Here is a 20627-nt window from a genome sequence, read left to right as displayed (position 1 = left end):
GCGACCTCACCCGATCGGCCCAATAGCGACACGGTGCGGCACGGCGCGTGTGCACCGCGGCGGGCCGCGTGCCGGCGCGGTCGGCGTACGGGCGAAGGGGCCACCACGCGACACGAGCGGTCGTTCCCGGCCGGTTCGGGCCGGGAACGACCGCTCGTGCCCCGTTTCCTGTCCGTCCCCGTCGGCTCCCCCTCGTCAGCGCTGCCCCGCCTCGCCCACCTCGCGGCTCTCCATCAGGCGGGTGCGGGCGTTGAGCACGTCTCCGATGAGGAGGTCGTAGACCAGCACACCGACCACGCCGCCCACCAGGGGGCCGACGATGGGGATCCACCAGTACGCGCTGAAGGTTCCGGCGAGGGAGCCCGGGAAGGCCAGGCTGCCCCAGCCCTCCGCATAGGTGAGCAGCCGCGGGCCGAAGTCACGGGCCGGGTTGATGGCATAGCCGGCGTTGGCGCCGTACGAGATGCCGATGGCGGCGACGACGAAGCCGATCAGCAGGGGTCCGAGGTTGGATTTGACGGCCTGGTTGCGCATGTCGATCAGGGCGACGACGAGCATCACCAGGATCGCCGTGCCGACGATCTGGTCGACCAGGGGCCCCCAGATGCCGCCGTGGAAGTACTGCGCCGGGAAGGTCGCGAAGATCGAGAACGAGGCCAGGGTGTGCCCGTTGGTCTTCGGTGGCTTCGACGCCGCGTCAAAGGTGCTGATGGCGTCGTGGTAGACGGCGTACACGAGGGCGGCGCCGGCGAACGCGCCCAGGAACTGCGCGAACCAGTACGGCACCACCTTGTACCAGGGGAAGCCACGGCGCACCGCGAACGCGAGCGTCACGGCCGGGTTGATGTGCGCCCCGCTCACGCCGCCGGCGACGTAGATGCCGAAGACGACGGCGAAGGCCCATCCCCAGGTGATGAGCAGCCAGTCGCCCGCTCCCAGGAAGAACGTGGTGGGGCCTGAGGTGCGGCCCGAGCCGGGCAGTGCGGCGACGGCCATCGCCACGGAACCGCATCCGAGCGCGATGAGCACCAGGGTGCCCAGGAATTCGGCCATGAGCTCGCCCAGGAGACCGCCCCGGGCCTTCAGTCGCGAGCCTTGTACGAGGGACGGTATTTCTGTGGCCATACCTACTCCCAAAGGGCAGAGGTCTTATCCCGTGGTAGCGCGAGCCCCGGGCCGCTGCAACCGGGAGCGGGTGGCGTGCCGGCACGCTCAGGGCAGTCCGGCCGGTGCGGTCGGCACCGCCCGCACCGGTGCGGCGGCCGGCGCGCCCGATGGTCCCGGTACGCCCGGAGATGCCCCTGGACGCGCGTAGCGGCGGGGTGCCGGATGTGGCTGACGCGCGTAGAAAAGGTGACCGACGCCCTCTGGCGGACGCGCGTAGAAGCGAGCATGATGTGCGTGCTCCACCTGCACTGCCGACGCATCTGCCCCACCCGGCACCAGCAGGAGGCCCGCCGACGAGGCAGCCCCCGGACATGCGCGAACGTCGCAATGGCGCGGCCGAGTTGTCATGGGCATGCAATCTCGCCGGCCCTCCCACGGCATCACGCGAGCCCACCCTTGCCAGGTGCGGGCCGCGCGGATGCCGGATGTCGCGTGCCGGTCCACACAACAGTCCAGCGCGGTCTGTATACCGAAATGCGCCGACCTGGCATCGGCCACGCTCCGCCGCCCTGTCCCACCCGGGGCTCCCCCCACCTCGGCACCACCCCGCACCACCCGTGCCACCTCGCTCCACCACCGGCTCCACCACCGGGGATGCTCCACGTTCCACCGCTCCACCGGCACCAGCGGCCTGCGCGGCGTACGGACCGCATCAGTGAAGGGAAGCGAGATGGCTTGCGGATCTACCAGCCTGTGGGCTGGGGAAGCCACATGGTTCTGCTGCGGCAACGCATGGGGATCCTGTGGCAGCGCCGGAACCGGCGCCTGCGGAACCTGCCAGTCCAGCCAGCACATGGCGGCCTGGCCCAACGCCTCAGCGGCGTGCTGGGACATCACCCGCCCCGACCTGTGCGGGGAGAACATCCCGCGGCGCGGCTGCGGTTCCACGATGAACGTCAAGCACCAGTGTTCCGGCGCCACGGTGTGCGTCACCATCGCCGACTGCGGTCCCCGGACGAAGAGTTTCTGCGGCGAGGCCACCTGCTGCAACGGTGCCTGCCGGACCAACCGGGTCATCGACCTCACCCCGTCGGCCTTCTCGGCCATCGGGAACCTCAGCTCGGGCATGGTGCCCGTCTACATCTACGAGTGATCGACGCGTGCGGAGGAGTAGCGACATGAGTGCCACCCACCAGCACGGCCCGTCCGACGGCCGCCGGGGTTTCGACCGGCGGCGCTTCCTCACCACCGCCGCACTCGGCGGCGCCACCATCGTGGGCGCGACGGCGCTCGGCGGAATCGACGCGGATGCCGCGTTCGCCGAGCCGATGCCCTCGCTCGACCCCGCGATCGCCAAGGCCACCTTCGCCGAAGGGGTGGTCAGACAGATCAAGGGCAGCGTCCTCGAGGTGCACGGCTCGCACGGCGAGCGGCACCTCGTCCAGCTGACCAACGCCACCAGCATCTGGAAGCTGACGACCACCACGGCCGAGTCGATCCACACCGGTGACGGCATGTACGCCCGGGGCGTGACCATGCCGGACGGGACCCTGGCGGCGGATGCCGTCTGGGTCAACATCGTCAACCTCGTGACCACGATCCGCGGTATCACCAAGGACAGGCTCCACCTGTCTCATGGCGACCACGCGCTCGTGGGCCACATCCACCCGACCACCACGACCGCGTCGTACCTGGGCAGCGCGCAGACCTCGGACCTGTCCCGGCTGCGGATCGGCCAGACCGCCCAGATCCTGGGCGCCTGGCGGCCCGAGGACGGCGGCATCGACATCGCCCGAGTGACCGCGGGTCACTGAGGGAGGAACCGATGATCACACTCGTCACCTCCCTGGCTCCGCTGGTCCTGGCCGGTCTGCTGGCCGTGACCGGCGGGGGCAAGCTCTTCGGCCGCCGGACCGCACAGCTGGCGGCGAACACCGTCCTGCTCCGTGTCCTGGGCACCGCGGGACGCGCCACGCTGGTGCTGCGCGCCACCGGCGCGGTGGAGCTCGTCGTCGCGGCGGCGCTGCTCGCCGCACCCGCGGCGGCGGTCTCCGGCATGGCGGCCACGGCGCTCGGCGTGGGCTTCCTCGGCTACCTGGGGTACGCCAAGGCGACCGCGCCCGAGTCGTCCTGCGGGTGCAGCGCGAAGTCCGAGGGCCCGATCGGCTGGCGTGCCTTCACCCGTGCCGCCCTGGTGGTGGCCGGCGGGCTGGCCGCGCTGGCCGCGGCCACCCCGTGGTGGTCGAAGCTCGGCGGGCACCCGGTGGCGTCGGTGGCCTTCGTCGTGGTGGCCACCGCGGTACTGCTGGTGCTCTCCGACGAGGTGGACCGGCTGTGGCTGCTGCCGCTGCGCCGGATGCGCCTGAAGGTCTTCGGGCACCCGCTGGCGGGCTCCGGCGCCGAGGCTCCGGTGGCCGCCTCCGTGGAGTTGCTGGAGCGCTCGCTCGCCTGGCAGGCCACCCTGCCCGTCGTCCGCTCGGCCCTGGTCGACCACTGGACCGAGGACGGCTGGCGCATCCTGCGCTACACGGGCGTGTACGAGGGTGGGCAACAGGCGGGCGGGAAGGGGGGCGACGAGGCGGCGCGGCCGGTGAGCGTGCTGTTCGCGCTCGACCTCTCGGCCACCGTCGACACCACCGCGCGGCCCGCCGTGCGGGTCACGGTGATCGACGACCGGACCGACGAGGTGGTGCCGGTGGTGCTCGACACCGGTGCGCACCGCACCCTGTTGCCGCTGGCGGAACCGGCCCTGGCCGCCCAGCCGTCGGCGACCTGATCCGCCGTCACCGACGTCCGGGGCCGGCCCGCACTGTGCGGACCGGCCCCGGATTCGTGCGTCGGTAGGAGTACCGCCCGTCAGCCCGCGGCGCCCGCCTGGGTCTTGCGGCGGAGGATCACGGCGTAGCCGACGCCCGCGCCGGCGAGGACGACGACGGCGGCGGCGGTGGCTGCCGCGTACGTCGGGACGCCCGGCCCGTCGTCCGCGACCACCAGGTCGTTGCCCGCGTACTGGGCGGCGTCCACGGCGGCGGCGCTCTGTACGGCGACGTGCGCGGGGGTGCGGCTGACGGACTTCACCGAGCCGTCGTCGTTCAGCAGCACCCGCTCCTGGTGCGGGTGGCGGTAGTCGAACAGGCCGTTCAGGGAGCGCGCACCGGCGTCGAACGAGGAGTCGCCGATCCGCCCCAGGTTCCAGTTGTCCTCGATGAACTGCACGATCGAGGACTGCTGGGTCTGGGTGTGGTCGACGGCGTTGACCTTGCTGTACGGGGAGATCACCATCAGCGGCTGGCGCGTTCCGGGCCCGCACCGGTCGGCGTAGCCACCCGCGGCGGCCGGTCCTGACTGGCAGGCGGGGGTGTCCATGGCGTCGCCCTTCGAGTTCGCCGTGCTGTCCTTCGACCCGTTGAGCACCTTGGCCGCCACGTGGTCGTACCAGCCGTCGGAGTCGTCGAAGGCCAGCACGACGGCGGTGTCCTTCCACTGCGGCGACTGCTGGATCGCGTTGATCTCCTTGATGAGGAAGCGCTGCTCGTCCATCGGGCTGGAGTTCCCGGCGTGCGCGTCCTGGGAGGCCGCCGCCTTCAGGTAGCTGACGGCGGGCAGGTTGCCCGTCTTCAGGGCCGCGTCGAAGTCGGTCACGTCGTACTGGTGGTTGGCCTGACCGTCGTGGCCGATCTCCTTGACGCTCTTCGGCGGCAGGTGGTGCGGGTTGGCCGTGGACTTGTAGTACTGGAACGGCTCGTGGTGCGGGCTGTAGTCCTCGACCTGCGCGCCGTTGTAGTTGGCGTGCGTCACCGAGCCGCACTCGGCGTAGTGGCCCTGCTGGCCGTCCCATGCGGTGCCGGGCTTGAAGCCGGCCTGGAACCAGCCCCAGCTGACGTGCTTGGCGTTCAGCAGGTCACCGATGTTCTTGCTGGACTTGTAGGCACCGAGCGCGTCCGTCGACGTGTGGTCCTTGCCGGAGCAGTCGTCGTAGGCCGGGTCCGGGTCGTTGATCATGGTGCCGACGCCGTTCTCGTCCGGCGAGACGACGGTGTACGGGTCGGGTTCGTCGGTCTGCTTCGGGTTCTCCGTGCCGGTGGTCGAGTCCATGGAGACGATGCCGTGCGTGTTGCCGGAGATCACGTTGATGGCGCCGGGCGTCGACGGGCCGTACACGTCGCTGAAGGAGTGGTCGTTCAGCGCGTAGTGCTGGGCGTAGTTCCACCAGGCGGTGACGGTGTTGCCGTCGTAGTAGTCCATGACCAGGCCCGGCTCGCCGAAGAGGTTGCCGGAGCACTTGCCGGAGTCCGTGTACTGGACGAACTTGTCCGCCTTGGCGCCGTTGTACGCGTACTGCTCGGGCGAGTAGGCGTGGTTCTGGTCGCACGTCACGCCCTGCTTGGCGGAGAGCCGCTTGGGCAGGTACTGGTTCGGGTTCTTCTTCAGCAGGCCCGCGTTGGCCAGGTTGTCCACCTTGGGCGTGTGCGGGGCCGCCTTGAAGGGGGTGCCGTCCTCGTTCGTGGCGTTCGGGTACGTGGCGAAGTAATGGTCGAACGAGATGTTCTCACCGAAGATGACCACCACGTGCTTGATCGGCGTGGCCGTTCCGGTGTGGTGCGGCGCGGCCCAGGAGGCGGTGCCACAGCTGAACACGGTCAGCGCTGCCGCCCCCGCCAGCCCGCCGACACGTGTCAGCAGCCGGCGCTTGCGTTGGGGTAGTCGTGCATCTCTCGCCATGTTTTCGCTTCCCTCGCTCAAGAGAACCTGTGGTCGGCAGGTGGCCCGTGTCAAGAAGTTTCGGACCGTTCCGCGACCGCGACGCGGATCTGCCGTGACACCAAAGTGAAGGTCGAGTTACCTGTTGTCCAGCACGCCGCAATCTCTTCTTGACGCGCGGCGTTGCCGAACTCAGGTCACCAGGGCGCGGCCGAAGAAGTCGTCCGCGTTGCGCACTCCGGGCAGTGCGTAGAAGTAGCCTCCTCCGAAGGGTGAGATGTAGTCCGTCAGCGGCTCACCGTCGAGCCGCTGCTGCACGGCCTTGAACTGCCGGCCGAGGTCCTGCTGGTAACAGCAGAACAGCAGCCCCATGTCGAGGTTGCCGTTGACGTCCATGCCCCGGTCGTAGTTGTACGAGCGGCGCAGGATCCGGCTGTCGTCGGTCTTCGGGGTCCGCGGGTTGGCCAGCCTGATGTGGCTGTCCAGGGGGATGACGTCGCCCTTGGGGTCCTGGGCGAAGCGCGGCACGTCCGTCTCGTGGTTGCCGTCCAGGGGTGCCCCGGTGTCCCGGTTGCGGCCGAACATCCGTTCCTGCTCGGTGAGCGAGACCCGGTCCCAGAACTCCACGAGCATCCGGATGAGCCGCACCGCCTGATAGCTGCCGCCCGTGGCCCACTCGGGCTCGCCGGACGACGGGCCGGCCCACACCAGGCGGTCCATCGCGCGCCGGTCCGTCGTGTCGGGGTTGGCGATGCCGTCCTTGAACCCCATGTGGTTGCGGGGCGTTCCGGTGGGCCGCGACGGTGCCGAGAAGCCGTCGAGGCGCCAGCGGACCTGAAGCCCGCCGCGGGTGTGGCGGGTGAGGTCACGCAGCGCGTGCAGCACCGTGTCGGGCTGGTCGGCGCAGAACTGCACGCTCAGGTCGCCGTCGCACCAGGCCTCGTCCAGGTCGTCGGCCGGGAACGGCGCCATCTTCGTCAGCCGCCGCGGGGCACGGTCCTTCAGGCCGAACCGCTCGTCGAAGAGCGCGGCGCCCACCCCCACGGTGACGATCAGGCCGTCGCCGGGCACCTCGGGGCCGAGGGTGCCCGAGTCGGTGGGCGGCGCGGTGATCCCGGACGGCTCCGGGGTCCCGCCGGCCGTCAGGAACCGGGCCCGGTCGGTCACCGTGCGCAGCAGGTCGGCCAGGTCGGCGCGGTGTTCCGCGGTGACGTCGAAGGAGACGAAGGCGGTACTGCGGCAGGGCGCGGCGAGGACGCCGCTCTGGTGGGCGCCGTGGAACGGCACCCGTCGCCCGGTCGCCGGGGCCGCCGTGTCGTCGGTGCGCAGGGCGTCCCGGGCGGCCAGGCCGGCCGCGCCCGCCGCGCCCACCGCGCCGACGGTGCCCGCGACGGCGGCGCCGCGCAGGAAGCCGCGGCGGCTGCGGGACCGCGTCCCCGCCGCGGCGCCTTCGGTGCGCTGCGCACCCGTGTGGTCGCGTTCGTCGTCTGGGGTCGCGGTCACGCGGTCCTCCGTACGTCGCAGATGGCGGCGATGTCCGCGAGCCGTTCCACCGCGTCTCCGGTGGCCGCGTCGATCGCCTGGCGCTCCGCCCGGGACAGCCGGTCCAGCGGGGTCCACCGGGTGCCGTGGTGCTGGGCGTCGAGCAGCTCCCCGAGGTGGTGCAGGGAGTCGTCGAGCCGGGCGAGATGCGGGTAACGGGTGCGCAGCAGCGGGCGCAGCCGGGTGAGCACGGCCTTGGTGCCGTCGAGGTTGGCACGTGCGGTGGCGAGGTTGCTGCCACTGCCGTGGTCGGTGCGTCCGGTCAGCTCGAACTGGAGGGTGTTCTCCAGGATCTCGTGCGCCCGCAGGCCCATGTCCAGGGGGTCCATCCGCTCCTCGGCCCAGCTGTCGCGCAGCGCGCGCACGTCCTTGTCGAGCCGGTCGGCGATCGGCCGCAGTCCGGAGGTCGACTCGCCGTGCCACAGGCCCTGCTCCAGCCGGTGGAAGCCGGTGAAGCCCGGGTCGTGGACGCCGCGCGGCAGGCCCGCGTCGGTGCCGTTGATCGCCTCGTCGGCGTCGCCGAAGGTGCCGTACGCGGCGCCCATCCGCTCGTACACCAGATGTGCGGCGAGCCAGGCGGTGCGGGCCTTCGCGCGGTCCCCGTCGTGCACGGCGGTGCGCAACCGGTCCGTGGTGTCGACCAGGTCCGACATCCGCTCGCCGATCCACTTCTGGTAGTCCAGCGTGGGCGGGATGAGGTCGTGCTGGTTGACGGGCACGACTCCGGACTGACCGGCGTGGCCGGCGCCGGTGATGTGGACGACGGGACCCATGGCCGCCGGGGCGTCGTCCGGCAGGCACTGGAAGCGGTAGGTGCCGGCACCGAGGGAGGCGGTCATCCGGCGTGTCGTGCCGGGGCCGAGCCCCTCGATCTCGCCGTACACCGCGCCGGTGCGCGCGTTGACGAGGTGCACCTCGGTGGCCCTGTTCATGGTGCTGCGCAGTTCGAAGACCTGGGTGCCGGGGTGCGGGCCCGTCCAGTCGCCGCCGCACGAGCCGAGCGAGATGTCGATCCGGGTGGCCGCGCCCGCCCGGTCGTCCGTGCGGGCGCCGTCGGCCCCGGTGACCAGGACGACCGTGGTGAAGGACGCCGCGGCGAGCACCAGGGCGCCGGCCGACAGCGCCCATCTCCGGTGCCGGTACCAGCGGCGACGTTCCGGCGGGTCCGCGGCGGCTTCGGCAGGTGCCTCGGCCGTACGGTCTTCCTTACGTTCCATTACATCCCGTTCGCCGCATATCTCGTTCGCGCATCCCTCACCGCACGCCCCGCTCGGCGTGTACGGGGTCATGCGATCAGCGCGTGCTGCGGGGCGCGGCGCACGTGGTGGGTGGTGTGCCCGTCCCGGCGCGCCATGCTAAACCGGGGTGCCGGTTTTTGATCCCGGGCGTGGACCGTCGGCTCCTCGTCCGCACCTCGCCCATGCCACGCCCATGCCATGTCGGGCGGGCGCCGCGGCGTCGAACGCCGGGCCACGGCGGGGTGTCATCGAGGCGAACATCGGGGACGGTCGGCGGCAACGGTTCGGGGCGGGAGCCGGTCGTGGGACGCTCCCGTCCCGCGGGGGCTCCGTCGCTCCGGCCGTCACTCGCCGTAGGTGCGGACGTCGTCGATGTAGTCGCGGGCGCGGGTGCGGACCACCTCGGGGAGGTTGCCGGCGGCGAGTTCGGCGAACGTGGTGGTTTCCAGGACCTGCCGCAGGCTGGTGCGCACGGCCCGCCACACGTCGGGGAGCACCGCGGCCGCACCGGGGTACTCCAGGTCGCTCAGGCTCAGGTCCCGCACGCTGGCCAGCGGTCCGTCCATGGCTCGTATGACGTCCGCGAGGGTAATCTCGGCCGCGGCCTGCGCGAGGGCGTATCCGCCCGTGGGACCGCGCACGCTGCGCACCAGGTGGGCCAGGCGGAGTTCGCGCAGGATGCCGAAGAGGAAACGGATGGGGATGTTCTGCCGGGAGGAGAGCTCCTCGGCGGTGAGGGGTGAGCCGTCCGCCGCCGCCAGTTCGGCCATCGCCCGGACCGCGTAATCCGTCTTGGCTGTGATCCGCACGCCCGCAACCTACCACGCCGCCACGTTTTCCCCGGTCAGAGGCCTATGGGCAGGGGCGCACGACGGCGCTGGCGAGGATCCGCGTGGTGCGCCGGACGCGTCCGAGCGCACCGCCCGTACGGGGCACCGCCGTTGCGACCCCTTGACCTCTTCAAGACCTCGCTAACATCATTAAGTTCACCGAAACACTGTACTATCGCGGCGGCGCTGCGACCGGCGCCGACAGCGACCAGCGGCTGCGCCAACGTGCGGGGCCGGGCGGGAGGTTGGGCGTGGCAGCAACGGGGCGGGCTTCCGGGCAGGGCAGGAGCGTGGTCGTCATCGGGGCGGGAGCGGCGGGTGCGATGGTCGCCATGCAGCTCTGCGAGACCGCGGCACGGCGCCGGATCCCCTTCGACCTCACCCTGGTCGACCCGGCCCCCGAGGCCGGTCGCGGCACGGCGTACGCGACCCCCGACGCCCGCCATCGCCTCAACGTGCCGGCCGGCAACATGAGTTGCTACCCGGACGACCCGGGTCACTTCGTGCGCTGGCTCTGTAGTCACGGCGAACCCGCCGTGACCGCCGCCGACTTCGTGCGGCGGCACCGTTACGGCGCCTATCTCGCCGACAGCCTCGGCCGCGCCATCATGGCGGCCCAGGGCGTGGTGACCGTGCGCCGGCTGCGCGCCCGGGCGGTCGACTGCCGCTGGACGCCGCTGCCGGACGGCTCCGAGCGTGCCCGTATCGAACTCTCCGACGGCGCCGTCGTCGAGGCGGACCGCGTGGTGCTGGCCACCGGGCCCTTCGCGGCCGACGCCGGCTGGGCACCGCAGGCCCTGCGGGACAGCGCCCGCTTCATCGCCGACCCGTGGGCGCCGGGCGCCCTCGACACCGTGCGGCAGGCCGAGCACGAGGGCCGCCCCGATGACGTCCTGCTGGTCGGAACCGGTCTGACCGCCATCGACATGGCCCTGACGCTGGACCGTCCACGCCGCACCGTGCACGCCCTTTCCCGGCACGGGCGGCTGCCGCAGCCGCATGCCGTGGCGCCGTTGCCCGCCGCGCCCTGCCCCCCGCTCGGGGGCCTGACCCTGGGCGCGCTGCGCACCGCCGTGCGCCGGCACATCGCCGGGGTGATGCGGGCGCACGGCGACTGGCGTCCGGCGCTGGACGGGCTGCGCCCGGTGACCGCACAGCTGTGGGCGTCGCTGTCGGCCGAGGAACGGGCCGAGTTCATCGAGCGCGACGGCTCCCTGTGGAACGTGCACCGGCACCGCATGCCCCCGGCCACGGCGGAGACGGTCTCCCGGATGCGCCGCACCCGCCGGCTGCGCCCCTACGCGGGCCGGATCACCGCCGTCGCCCCGGCGGCCGGCGACCGCCTGGACGTCACCATCGACGACGACGGCGAGCTGCGCACCCTGTCAGTGGGCTGGGTGCTGGACTGTACCGGTCCGGGACTGCGGCTGACGGACACCACCGACCCGTTCTGGCAGAGCCTGCTGGCCGGCGGGGCGGTCGTGCCGGGTCCGCTCGGCATGGGCGTCGGCACGGACGGCGGCCGGCTCGTGGCCGCCTCGGGGCGCACCGACCGTGCCCTGTGGACGCTCGGCGCACCACGCCGCGGCGAACTGTGGGAGACCACCGCGGTGCCGGAGATACGGGTCCAGGCCGAGAGCATCGCCCGGGCCGTCCTGACGGCCTGGCCCGCCCCGGCGGCCACGGCCGACCCCGCCCCCGCGGCGCCCGCTGCCGCCGCCGTTTCGTCCGGTGGCCCCGGTGCCCCCGCGCCCCGCCGCGGCCGGCGCCCCCTGGACGTCTCCGGTTTCCCGCTGAGCACGCACGCCGCGGCCGCCGCGGCCTACCGCACCGGCGTCGAGCGGTTGCTGAAGGTGCGCGCGGGGGCCCGCGAGGCGTTTCTGCGGGCGGCGCGGCTCGACCCCGGCTTCGCGCTGGCGCACACCGCGCTCGCGCTGATCGGCCACGAGTGCGGCGCGGCCGTCGACGTCCAGCGTGCCCTGGCCGACGCGCAGCGCTGTGTACGCGAGCGGGCCACCGAGCACGAGCGTGCGTTCACCGAGGTCATCGCCCGCCGGGTGCAGGGCGCCCCGGCGGACGGCGACACCGCGCTGGTGCGCCACCTGGACGGCTACCCGGGTGATGCGCTGGCGCTCGCCCTCGCGGTGCCAACCATCGCCTTCTCCGGTCTGTACAGCCTCGAAGACGGCGCCGCGCTGCGGCTGGTGGAACAGACCGCGCCGGCGCACGACGGGCACTGGTTCCACACCTCGCTGCTCGCCTTCATGCGCCAGGAAGAGAGCCGTTTCGACGAGGCCGGGGAGCTCGCCGAGCGGGCCCTGAACGCCGAGCCGGGCTCCGGGCACGCCATGCACGCGCTCGCCCATGTGCGCTACGAGCGCGGTGAGCACGAGAAGGGCCGCGGCGAGTTGGACCGCTGGCTGGGGCACCAGGGCCGTGGTGGCTCGCACCGGGCCCACTTCTCCTGGCACGCGGGGCTGCACGAGCTGGCCCTGGCCGACGGTGCCGCGATGCGCCGCAGGTGGAGCGAGCAGCTGGCGCCGTCGAAGGTGTCGGGCATCCGGGCCCTGGTGGACTCCGGCTCGCTGCTGTGGCGGGCCCGCACGGTCGGCTGCTGGCCGGGCGGCATCCCGATCGAGCAGGTCATGGACGTGGTCCCCGCATCGGCCCTGGAACGTCCCGCCAACGCCTTCGTCGCCCTGCACGGCGCCGTGGCCCTCGCCGCCGCCGCCGACCTGCCGGGCCTGCGCCGCCTGCACGACCACGCGCTGGCCGCCGACGCGCTCCAACGCGACGTCATCGCACCGCTGTGCCTGGCACTGTCGGACCTGGTCGAGGGGGACTGGTCCGCGGCGGCGCGGCGTCTGGAGGACCTGCTGCCGCGGCTGCGCCCGGTGGGCGGCAGCGCCGCGCAGCGCGAGATCGTCGAGGAGACCCTGCTGTACGCGCTGGTGTCCGGCGGCCGTCACGACGCGGCACGCGCCCGCCTGGAGCAGCGCCTGGAGCGTCGTTCCTCCCCCCTGGACCACCACCGCCTGGCCGCCCTGCCTGCGCCGCACGCGACGGCCGCTGCGCCGCTCGCCGGCGGCTGACGGGCCGGACCGCCTCCCGCGCCCCGGCGCTTTTCGGAACGGGTACGGGGCTGGGCCGGGGGTGGCGCGCCGGGACGGGGGGTCCGGCGCGCCGTGCCGTCCACCGGGAAACCACCCGGGCCCGAAGCCCCCAGGCCCCGATCCCCAGCTCTCGGACGCGGGCGTCAGGCGGGGTCGCTCGCCGCCGGCAGGACCGCTTCCAGGGCCTGGGCCAGGACGCGCCAGACGTAGGCGGCGAGGTCGATGTTGGCGGCCTGGCGGGCCTGCTCGCCGAGTTTCTTCAGCTGGTTCAGGCCCTGGTCGCGGTGGCCTTCCAGGATCAGCAGTTGGCTGTCGAGCGCGGACATCCGGATCTGGTCGCGGTGGTCCAGCAGGACTTCTTCCCGGGTGAGTTCGGTGTGTGCCGTCCGGGCGTCGCCGGTGCGGCCTTCCAGGAGGGCGAGGCAGCCGCGCAACAGCAGCATCTCCTGCCGCAGGACCGGGGTGCCGACCAGCGCCACGGCCTGTTCCGCCTGCGCGAGGCAGGCCCGTCCGCGGTCCAGCAGGGGTGGCTCTGCCTGGAGGTAGAGCGAGGTCGCGGCCAGTCGCAGCCGGACCCAGAGGGTCAGGTCGGTCTCGATGTGCAGGCCCTGCATGGCCCGTTCGAGGAAGTCCCGGGCGGCCGGGTGGTCGCCCTGGCGGGAGCGGACCGTGGCAGCCGACCAGAGGGCCTCGGTCCGCAGGGCGCCGTGCGCGTCGTCGTTCGAAACGAGGGCGACGAGCTCGTCGACACGGCTGCTGGCGTCCGGCAGCCGGCCCGCCTCGGTTTCCGCCGAGACCAGCGTCAGCAGGGCCCGTCCGGTGTCGGCGGCGGCCAGCCCGGCGTCCTTGGCCAACCGGTAGGCACCGGTGGCGATGTCGATCGCGCGCGACGCCTCACCGGCCGTCCGCAGGCAGCGGGCGAGCTGGGCGCGGGATCGGCACTGCAACTCGGGCAGTTCCAGCTCGTCGGCGATCTGCACCAGCTCTTCCAGGCAGGGCTGCTCCTTCGCACGCTCACCGCGGCCACGCCAGTGCCGGGCGACGAGCCACAGGGCCTGCCAGCGCGGCAGCGGTTTCTCGTCGGCGGATGCGGCCAGCGCGGTGACGAGGCTCTCGATCGCCGCTTCGCCCTCCGACGACGTGACGATCGACAACGCCCGGGTGAGCGATCCGCCGCTGGACGGCGCGTCGAAGACGGTGCGGTCGGCGCCGAGCCGGCCGGCGAGATAGGTGACCACCCGGTCGGTGGGCTGGCGGGCACCCGATTCCAGCCGCGACAGATATCCGGTGGAGATCTCCTCACCGGCGAGGGCGGCCTGGGAGAGCCCGCGTTCCCTCCTCAGCTCCCTGAGACGACGTCCGAAGTCCGGCTGCTCCATCATGATGAACCCACTGTGCGGTGATGTATCCGGTTACCTACCAGTCAGGCAATTCCTGCCCCTGCATACTGACCAAGATCGCTGACACCGGCCAGGACATCGAGCACGAAGCTGACCAGGATTGCTGACCAAAGAGACAAAGAGGCAGGACAGCGAGGTCTGAACCGTATCCGCCCCTCAGTCGGCCCGGCAAACCTCGTGCCACGACCGCTGACAATTGATCATGCCGGCGTCCTTCCTCACCGGCACCGAAAGCTGTCAATTCCTTGACACCCTGCATGGTCCCCGTGGCCTTTGCCCACCCGTGCGTGTCCGCTCGGCCGCACTCTGCTCACGGACACCGGCGGGAGGCCGGGCGGAAGACGGGATGTGCCGTGTCCGCGGACCGGAGTCACAGTGGAAGGGGAGCGTGCGGAACTGACGTGGCTGCCGAGCGCCCGCGGCCGGCGTGATCGGTCGGCGGGGTGGCGGGCGATCGTCCGGGAGAGCGGCCCACGCTCCGTCGCAGGGAGAGGAGCGCATCGTGTTCGTGGATCGTGTCGAAGCGGGACGCCGGCTGGCCACCAGGCTGCGGCACCTCGGCGGCGAGGACGTCGTGGTGCTGGGGCTGCCCAGGGGCGGGGTGCCGGTCGCCCGGCAGGTCGCCGATGCGCTCGGTGCACCGCTGGACGTGTGCCTGGTGCGCAAGCTGGGGACACCGTTCCAGCCGGAGCTGGGGATGGGGGCGCTCGGCGAGGACGGGGTGCGGGTGATCAACGACGACGTGTTGCGTCAAGCGCGCGTCACGCCCCAGGAACTGGCCGAGGTCGAGGAGAGCGAACGCGCGGTGCTGGAGCGCCGGGCGCGCCGCTACCGGGGCGAGGCCCCGCCGACCCCGCTGGCCGGCCGCACCGTGGTGGTGATCGACGACGGGGTGGCGACGGGTTCGACGGCGCGTGCGGCCTGCCGGATCGTTCGGGCCCGCGGGGCGGGGCGCACCGTGCTGGCGGTGCCCGTGGCTCCGCAGGACTGGGCCGAGCGGCTCGGCGGCGAGGCCGACGAGCTGGTCTGCCTGGAGACTCCGCTGGACTTCTTCGCGATCGGGCAGTTCTACGCCGACTTCACCCAGACCGATGACGACGAGGTCGTGGCCTGCCTGGAACGGACCGCGCCAGGCCCGACGGCACGGCACGGCTGACCGCCCGCACGGCTGACCGTCCGCACGACTGACCGTCGACACGGCGGACCGTTCGCCCGGCGCACCGTCGACACGGCTGACCGCCCGCGCGACCTGTACAGCCTGTACGTTCCCCGCCGCCTCCGCCACCTCCGCCTCCCGGCCCCCGACGAGCCGTTCGTGCGCGGATGGCAGGATGCTTGACGCCCCTCACCACAGCACCACTCAGCACGACCGACCCACAGCACCACCTCGAAACACCTCCCCACTTCCTAAGGACGGTTCCCGTGGAGCAGCGAACGATCGGCAGGACGGGCCGGCAGTTGTCCGTCGTCGGACTGGGCACCTGGCAGCTGGGTGCCGACTGGGGAGCGGTGGACGAGGACGCGGCGCTGGCGCTGCTCGATGCCGCCGTGGCCTCGGGGGTGACCTTCTTCGACACCGCGGACGTCTACGGCGACGGCCGCAGCGAGCGGCTCATCGGCCGGTTCCTGCGGGAGCTCGGCCCGGACCGCGGCAAGGGCATGCTCGTCGCGACCAAGATGGGCCGCCGCGCCGACCCGCACGAACCCGCCGCGTTCACGTTGGACAACTTCCGCGCCTGGAACGACCGCTCGCGCGAGAACCTCGGCGTCGACACCCTCGACCTGGTCCAGCTGCACTGCCCACCCACCCCCGTGTTCTCCTCGGACGCGGTGTACGACGCGCTGGACACCCTGGTCGACGAGAAGCGCATCGCCGCCTACGGCGTGAGCGTGGAGACGTGCGACGAGGCGCTCGCGGCGATCGCCCGGCCGAACGTGGCCAGCGTCCAGATCATCCTCAACCCGTTCCGCCGCAAGCCCCTGGAGCGCGTCCTGCCCGCCGCGCGGGAGGCCGGGGTGGGCATCATCGCCCGGGTGCCGCTCGCCTCGGGGCTGCTGTCCGGGCGGTACCGGAACGACACCGTCTTCGCGGCCGACGACCACCGCACGTACAACCGCCAAGGCGAAGCCTTCGACGTGGGCGAGACGTTCTCCGGCGTGGACTACGCCACCGGGGTGGCCGCGGCCCAGGAGTTCGCGGCGCTGGCGCCCGAGGGAGCCACGTCGGCGCAGACCGCGCTGCGCTGGATCGTCCAGCAGCCCGGCGTCACCACCGTCATCCCCGGCGCCCGCAACACCGAGCAGGTGCGGGGCAACGCCGCCGCCGCGCAGCTGCCCGCGCTCTCCGACGCCACCCTGACCAAGATCGCCGAGCTGTACGACAGCCGGATCCGCGCCCAGGTGCACCACCGCTGGTGACACCGCACGCGGACGGCCCGACGCACGCTCGGGCCGTCCGCGGCGCGACCCGGGCGCCGCGGCTCCGCCGGCTGCCCGGCGACACGGCACCCCCTCCCTGAGCGCCGTCAGCACCTTGCCAAATATTGCCATAACTCTTTGCATCCTTGGCAATTCATATGGCAATCTTCTGCGCCGGCAGTGCCTCTCAGAGAGGACGACCCCGCGATGACGGCGCTCGACGATGGCGTGCCACCTGTCCCGCCCGGCCGACCCACCCGCCCGAGCCGCGTCCCATGGGCGGCTCCGGTGCCGTCGAAACGGCCTCTCCCTCCGGGGGTGAATTCCCGCTCTGCCCTGCTCCGGGGGAGTCCGTTTCCTCCGCGCCGTCGACCAGCGTGAGACCGATCAGGGACAGGGGCGGGGCGACCATGGTGGTGCGCACGATCGAGGCGCTGCCCAGCCGCGCCACCAGCCGACCGGTCAGCTGCATCGCCAGCAGGCCCGACAGGAGGGGCAGCATGAGGAGGATGCCGAGCCGGCCGTCGGACAGCCCCAGCTCGATCTTCAGCGACGGGATCCGTACGAAGTAGCTTGCGAAGACCAGCCCGGTGATCAGGCGGCAGTGCCTGGTCGGCGACAACCAAGTCGGCCGGGTCTACCGCCGGGCTGGCGGGAAGTCAGGTCTGTGGAGCCTGTGTAGGACCGATGGTCGGCCAGTTTCCGGCCCTTCGCGGCAACGGTGCGTCAGGGCCGGAGTGGTCGGTCCCCTCGGCGTGGCCGATGGCTTCAGTGGCGTCGGTCCGGTCGGCAGGTGGCGCCCGGCCATCGCGCCGAGCGCCACCATGGCGACCACCACCAGCAGATACTGCTGAGCGATCGACAGACCGGCCTTCAGCGCGCGCCACCATCCAGCAGCGCGCCGATCGCCGGCCCGATGCTCCACGCCACGCCGCATGACACCGGTTCTTGACCTCTCTCCCAGCTGGCGCAAGGAGATTCTTCCCTCACGGGTTGAGCTTTCTGCTTCACAGCCCGTTGCCGACCCGCTTTCACGGCGAGGGTCGGAGTGCCGGCGGCGTTGGCCAGGGTCAGCACCCTCACCTACAGCAGCCTGCTGATCGGCCCGGTGGTGGTCGGCCGGTGCGCCGACGCCTTCGGCCTGACGGCGACGCTGGCCGGGACGCTGGTCCTGCTGGCGGGGATGCTGGGCATGGGGCTCAGGGCGGTGGGAACCGCTCGGTCGGCGTAGGAACGGCGCGTTCGGCGTACGGACGGTGACCGATCGCCGTCCACACGCCTACCGGACCGCCCGCGCACACCGGAATCGTCTCGACAGCCGGGCCCGGCTGCTGGCACGCTCCCGCCATGTCGAACGCCGTCCGGACGCCCCAGTCGCTCCGTACCCCGCCGCACGCGCCGTTGCTCTCCGCGCTGCTGGCCGCCCTCCTCGTCACCGCCGCCGCCTGCGCGCCCGAACCCGACACCACGCACGGTGCCGGGGCGGGGTCGAAGTCCGGGGCGTCCGCCGCCTCCTGTGCCAAGGGCTCGCTCGCCACGCAGACCCGCGGCAAGCTGACCGTCGGCACCGACAAGCCCGCCTACGCACCCTGGTTCCAGGACGACGACCCGTCCAACGGCAAGGGCTTCGAGTCCGCCGTCGCCTACGCCGTCGCGGACCGCCTCGGCTTCGCCGAGAACCAGGTCGTGTGGCAGACCGTCCCGTTCAACAACTCCTTCGCCCCCGGCGAGAAGAAGTTCGACTTCGACATCAACCAGGTCTCGATCAGCGACGAGCGCCGCCGGGCCGTCGACTTCTCCTCGGGCTACTACACCGTGCGCCAGGCCGTCGTGACGCTGAAGAAGTCCCGGTACGCGCACGCCAAGAGCCTCGCGGACCTCAAGGGCGCCAAGCTGGGCGCCCAGGTCGGCACCACCAGCCTCGACACCGTGAACGACGTCATCAAGCCCGGTCCGAAGGCGGCCGTCTACCAGAAGAGCGACTTCGTCAAGGAGGCCCTGAGCAACGGCCAGGTGGACGGCGTCGTGCTCGACCTGCCCACCGCCTTCTACGTCACCTCGGCCGAGGTGACCGACGCCCGGATCGTCGGTCAGCTCCCGGACGACTCGGGACGGGCCGAGCAGTTCGGCCTCGTCCTCGACCGGAACAGCGCGCTGACGACCTGCGTCAGCAAGGCCGTCGACGCACTGCGGCAGGACGGGACGCTCGCCGGTCTGGAGAAGAAGTGGCTCTCCGACGCCGTCTCGGCACCGGAGCTGACGTGACACCGGACGCCTCGTCCCCCGACGCCGAAGCAGGAGCCGGCACCCCCGCCAAGGCCGGCCCGGACGCCGCCGACGCCTACACCCCCTCACCCCGACGGCTCGCCCGCGAGCGGCACCGGCGCGCCCGGGCCCGCCGGTCCGCCGCCGTCGCCGCGCTCTCCACCGTGGTGACGGCCACGGCGCTCTACCTGCTCATCACCCGCTCCCCCGGCTGGCCGCGCACCCGCGAGACCTTCTTCAACGCGCACTACGCCCGGATCGCCCTGCCCGACGTCCTGCGGGGCCTGCTCCTCAACCTGGAACTGCTCGCGGTCTGCGGCAGTTGCGTGCTCGTGCTCGGCATGCTGCTGGCCGTCGTGCGCACCCTGCGCGGCCCGGTCTTCTTCCCGCTGCGTGCGCTGGCCATCGCGTACACGGACTTCTTCCGCGGACTCCCGCTGATCATCTGCCTGCTGCTGATCGTCTTCGGCGTCCCCGCGCTCCGTCTCCAGGGGGTCACCACCGATCCGGTGGTGCTCGGCGGCACCGCGCTGGTGCTGAACTACACCGCGTACGTCGCCGAGGTCTTCCGGGCCGGCATCGAGTCCGTGCACCCCTCGCAGCGGGCGGCGGCCCGCTCGCTCGGCCTGTCCGGCGCGCAGACCCTGCGCCACGTGGTGCTGCCGCAGGCGGTACGCCGTGTCGTGCCGCCGCTGCTGAACGACCTGGTGTCGCTCCAGAAGGACACCGGTCTGGTCTCCATCGCCGGCGCCGTCGACGCGGTGTACGCGGCGCAGATCATCACGGGCCGGGACTTCAACTACACGCCGTACGTCGTCGCCGGCCTGGTCTTCGTCGCGCTGACGATCCCGATGACCCGCCTCACCGACTGGATCACCGCCCGTCTCGACCGCCGCAGCGCCCAGGGAGGAACCGTATGACCGACGCCGCGGGCCGGGGACAACCCACGGAAGGCTCCCCTCAGGCCGCCCCCTCCCTCTCCCTGGAGAAGTCCCCTCAGCCACCCGCCGAAGGCCCCGTGCTGCGCTTCGAGTCGGTGCGCAAGAGCTTCGGGCGCCGTCACGTCGTGCTGCGCGAGGTCTCCCTCGACGTGCCCGCGCACACCGTCACCGCCCTGATCGGCGCCTCCGGCTCCGGCAAGTCGACACTGCTGCGCTGTGCGAACCTGCTGGAAGAGATCGACGACGGTGCGATCCACCTGGACGGCGTCGAGATCACCGACCTGCGCACCGACGCGGACGCGGTGCGCCGCAGGATCGGCGTCGTCTTCCAGGCCTACAACCTGTTCCCGCACATGACCGTCCTGGAGAACATCACCCTCGCCCCGCGCCGGGTGCTCCGCCTGCCCCGCGACGAGGCCGAGGAGCGTGCCCACACGCTGCTCGCCCGCCTCGGTCTCGCCGACAAGGCCTCCGAGTACCCCGACCGCCTCAGCGGCGGCCAGCAACAGCGCGCCGCCATCGTCCGCGCCCTGGCCCTGCGCCCCCGGCTGCTGCTGCTCGACGAGATCACCGCGGCCCTCGACCCGGAGCTGGTCGGCGAGGTGCTGACGGTCGTCCGCGACCTGAAGGCCGACGGCATGACGATGGTGCTGGCCACCCACGAGATGACCTTCGCCCGCACGGTCGCCGACCAGGTCTGCTTCCTCCACGACGGCGTCGTCCTCGAACGCGGCACACCCGAACAGGTCTTCGGCGCACCACGGCAGGAACGCACCCGACAGTTCCTGCGGCGGGTGACGGAGGCGGGGCGGTTGTAGGCGGATCGCCGTGGCGATCACGGTGCACGGCGTCCACCCGTCGGCGCCGCGTCGCGCCACGCAAGGGAGGCTGCAACCCCGTTACTCGTCGCCGGATTGATGGTTGACTCGACCGGTACGACCGTTGGGGTGCGACCGTCGTCGCCGTGTCAGCGCGGCGACGAGAGTGGAAGGGCAACCCACGCCCATGCTGATCGCGTTATTGCTCGTGGTGTTGCCGGCAGCGGCCGTCGGGCTGGTCTGGGCCGGGCGCG

Annotated in this window: 16 protein-coding genes and 1 pseudogene; 10 read left to right on the top strand and 7 right to left on the bottom strand. The window is 72.3% G+C overall.

Going from position 1 to position 20627, the window contains the following annotated elements; genetic code table 11:
* Positions 1-195: 195 nt before the first annotated feature.
* Positions 196-1125, bottom strand: a complete 930-nt coding sequence (locus NQO67_RS37720) for an MIP/aquaporin family protein (RefSeq protein ID WP_255954996.1) — start codon at positions 1123-1125, stop codon at positions 196-198.
* Positions 1126-1960: 835 nt separating this feature from the next.
* Here NQO67_RS37720 and NQO67_RS44690 point away from each other — a divergent pair.
* Genes NQO67_RS44690 through NQO67_RS37705 form a run of 3 tightly spaced genes read left to right on the top strand, consistent with a single transcriptional unit; the run spans position 1961 to position 3883 of the window.
* Positions 1961-2260 carry an RlpA-like double-psi beta-barrel domain-containing protein gene (locus NQO67_RS44690; RefSeq protein ID WP_374119263.1) on the top strand — a complete coding sequence of 100 codons (300 nt, stop codon included), beginning with the start codon at positions 1961-1963 and terminating at the stop codon, positions 2258-2260.
* 25 nt (positions 2261-2285) lie between these two features.
* Complete coding sequence (locus NQO67_RS37710; RefSeq protein WP_255954994.1) at positions 2286-2921, top strand: cell wall protein; 636 nt, start codon at positions 2286-2288, stop codon at positions 2919-2921.
* An 11-nt stretch (positions 2922-2932) separates the two neighbouring features.
* A complete protein-coding gene (locus NQO67_RS37705; protein WP_255954993.1) occupies positions 2933-3883 on the top strand; it encodes a MauE/DoxX family redox-associated membrane protein in 951 nt (316 codons plus the stop codon).
* Positions 3884-3963: 80 nt separating this feature from the next.
* Here the strand turns inward: NQO67_RS37705 and NQO67_RS37700 are convergent, their stop codons facing one another.
* The 4 genes from NQO67_RS37700 to NQO67_RS37685 all read right to left on the bottom strand — a co-directional run bounded on the left by NQO67_RS37700 (position 3964) and on the right by NQO67_RS37685 (position 9397).
* Positions 3964-5829 carry a phospholipase C gene (locus tag NQO67_RS37700; RefSeq protein ID WP_255954992.1) on the bottom strand — a complete coding sequence of 622 codons (1866 nt, stop codon included), beginning with the start codon at positions 5827-5829 and terminating at the stop codon, positions 3964-3966.
* Between the two features lie 171 nt (positions 5830-6000).
* Positions 6001-7311: an iron uptake transporter deferrochelatase/peroxidase subunit gene (gene efeB / locus NQO67_RS37695; protein ID WP_255954991.1), complete on the bottom strand. Its 1311-nt coding sequence runs from the start codon at positions 7309-7311 to the stop codon at positions 6001-6003.
* Positions 7308-8567, bottom strand: a complete 1260-nt coding sequence (locus tag NQO67_RS37690; protein ID WP_255954990.1) for an EfeM/EfeO family lipoprotein — start codon at positions 8565-8567, stop codon at positions 7308-7310. The genes efeB and NQO67_RS37690 overlap by 4 nt, the downstream gene beginning before the upstream one ends.
* 365 nt (positions 8568-8932) lie before the next feature.
* Positions 8933-9397, bottom strand: coding sequence for an RrF2 family transcriptional regulator (locus NQO67_RS37685; RefSeq protein WP_255954989.1), 465 nt, complete (start codon positions 9395-9397; stop codon positions 8933-8935).
* A gap of 272 nt (positions 9398-9669) precedes the next feature.
* Here NQO67_RS37685 and NQO67_RS37680 point away from each other — a divergent pair, with 272 nt between their 5' ends.
* A complete protein-coding gene (locus NQO67_RS37680) occupies positions 9670-12510 on the top strand; it encodes an FAD/NAD(P)-binding protein (RefSeq protein ID WP_255954988.1) in 2841 nt (946 codons plus the stop codon).
* A 164-nt stretch (positions 12511-12674) separates the two neighbouring features.
* Here the strand turns inward: NQO67_RS37680 and NQO67_RS37675 are convergent, their stop codons facing one another.
* Complete coding sequence (locus NQO67_RS37675) at positions 12675-13913, bottom strand: helix-turn-helix domain-containing protein (protein ID WP_255954987.1); 1239 nt, start codon at positions 13911-13913, stop codon at positions 12675-12677.
* Positions 13914-14430: 517 nt separating this feature from the next.
* On the opposite strand from NQO67_RS37675, the pseudogene NQO67_RS37670 reads away from it, so the two are divergent.
* Both NQO67_RS37670 and NQO67_RS37665 read left to right on the top strand, forming a co-directional pair.
* Positions 14431-15066, top strand: a pseudogene (locus NQO67_RS37670) (phosphoribosyltransferase); the annotation flags it as partial.
* 287 nt (positions 15067-15353) lie between these two features.
* Positions 15354-16349, top strand: a complete 996-nt coding sequence (locus tag NQO67_RS37665) for an aldo/keto reductase (RefSeq protein ID WP_255954986.1) — start codon at positions 15354-15356, stop codon at positions 16347-16349.
* 187 nt (positions 16350-16536) lie between these two features.
* Here NQO67_RS37665 and NQO67_RS37660 read toward each other — a convergent pair whose 3' ends face one another.
* Positions 16537-16971 carry an MFS transporter gene (locus tag NQO67_RS37660; RefSeq protein WP_255954985.1) on the bottom strand — a complete coding sequence of 145 codons (435 nt, stop codon included), beginning with the start codon at positions 16969-16971 and terminating at the stop codon, positions 16537-16539.
* Between the two features lie 438 nt (positions 16972-17409).
* Here NQO67_RS37660 and NQO67_RS37655 point away from each other — a divergent pair, with 438 nt between their 5' ends.
* The 4 genes from NQO67_RS37655 to NQO67_RS37640 all read left to right on the top strand — a co-directional run bounded on the left by NQO67_RS37655 (position 17410) and on the right by NQO67_RS37640 (position 20373).
* Positions 17410-17580 carry a hypothetical protein gene (locus NQO67_RS37655; RefSeq protein WP_255954984.1) on the top strand — a complete coding sequence of 57 codons (171 nt, stop codon included), beginning with the start codon at positions 17410-17412 and terminating at the stop codon, positions 17578-17580.
* A 116-nt stretch (positions 17581-17696) separates the two neighbouring features.
* A complete protein-coding gene (locus NQO67_RS37650) occupies positions 17697-18614 on the top strand; it encodes an ABC transporter substrate-binding protein (RefSeq protein ID WP_255954983.1) in 918 nt (305 codons plus the stop codon).
* Positions 18575-19534, top strand: a complete 960-nt coding sequence (locus NQO67_RS37645) for an amino acid ABC transporter permease (protein ID WP_374119262.1) — start codon at positions 18575-18577, stop codon at positions 19532-19534. The genes NQO67_RS37650 and NQO67_RS37645 overlap by 40 nt, the downstream gene beginning before the upstream one ends.
* Positions 19531-20373 carry an amino acid ABC transporter ATP-binding protein gene (locus NQO67_RS37640; RefSeq protein ID WP_255954982.1) on the top strand — a complete coding sequence of 281 codons (843 nt, stop codon included), beginning with the start codon at positions 19531-19533 and terminating at the stop codon, positions 20371-20373. The genes NQO67_RS37645 and NQO67_RS37640 overlap by 4 nt, the downstream gene beginning before the upstream one ends.
* Positions 20374-20627: the final 254 nt, after the last annotated feature.

The organism is Streptomyces odontomachi (assembly GCF_024435355.1).
Classification (GTDB): Bacteria; Actinomycetota; Actinomycetes; order Streptomycetales; family Streptomycetaceae; genus Streptomyces; species Streptomyces odontomachi.
This window is presented reverse-complemented; position numbering and strand designations above follow the sequence as displayed.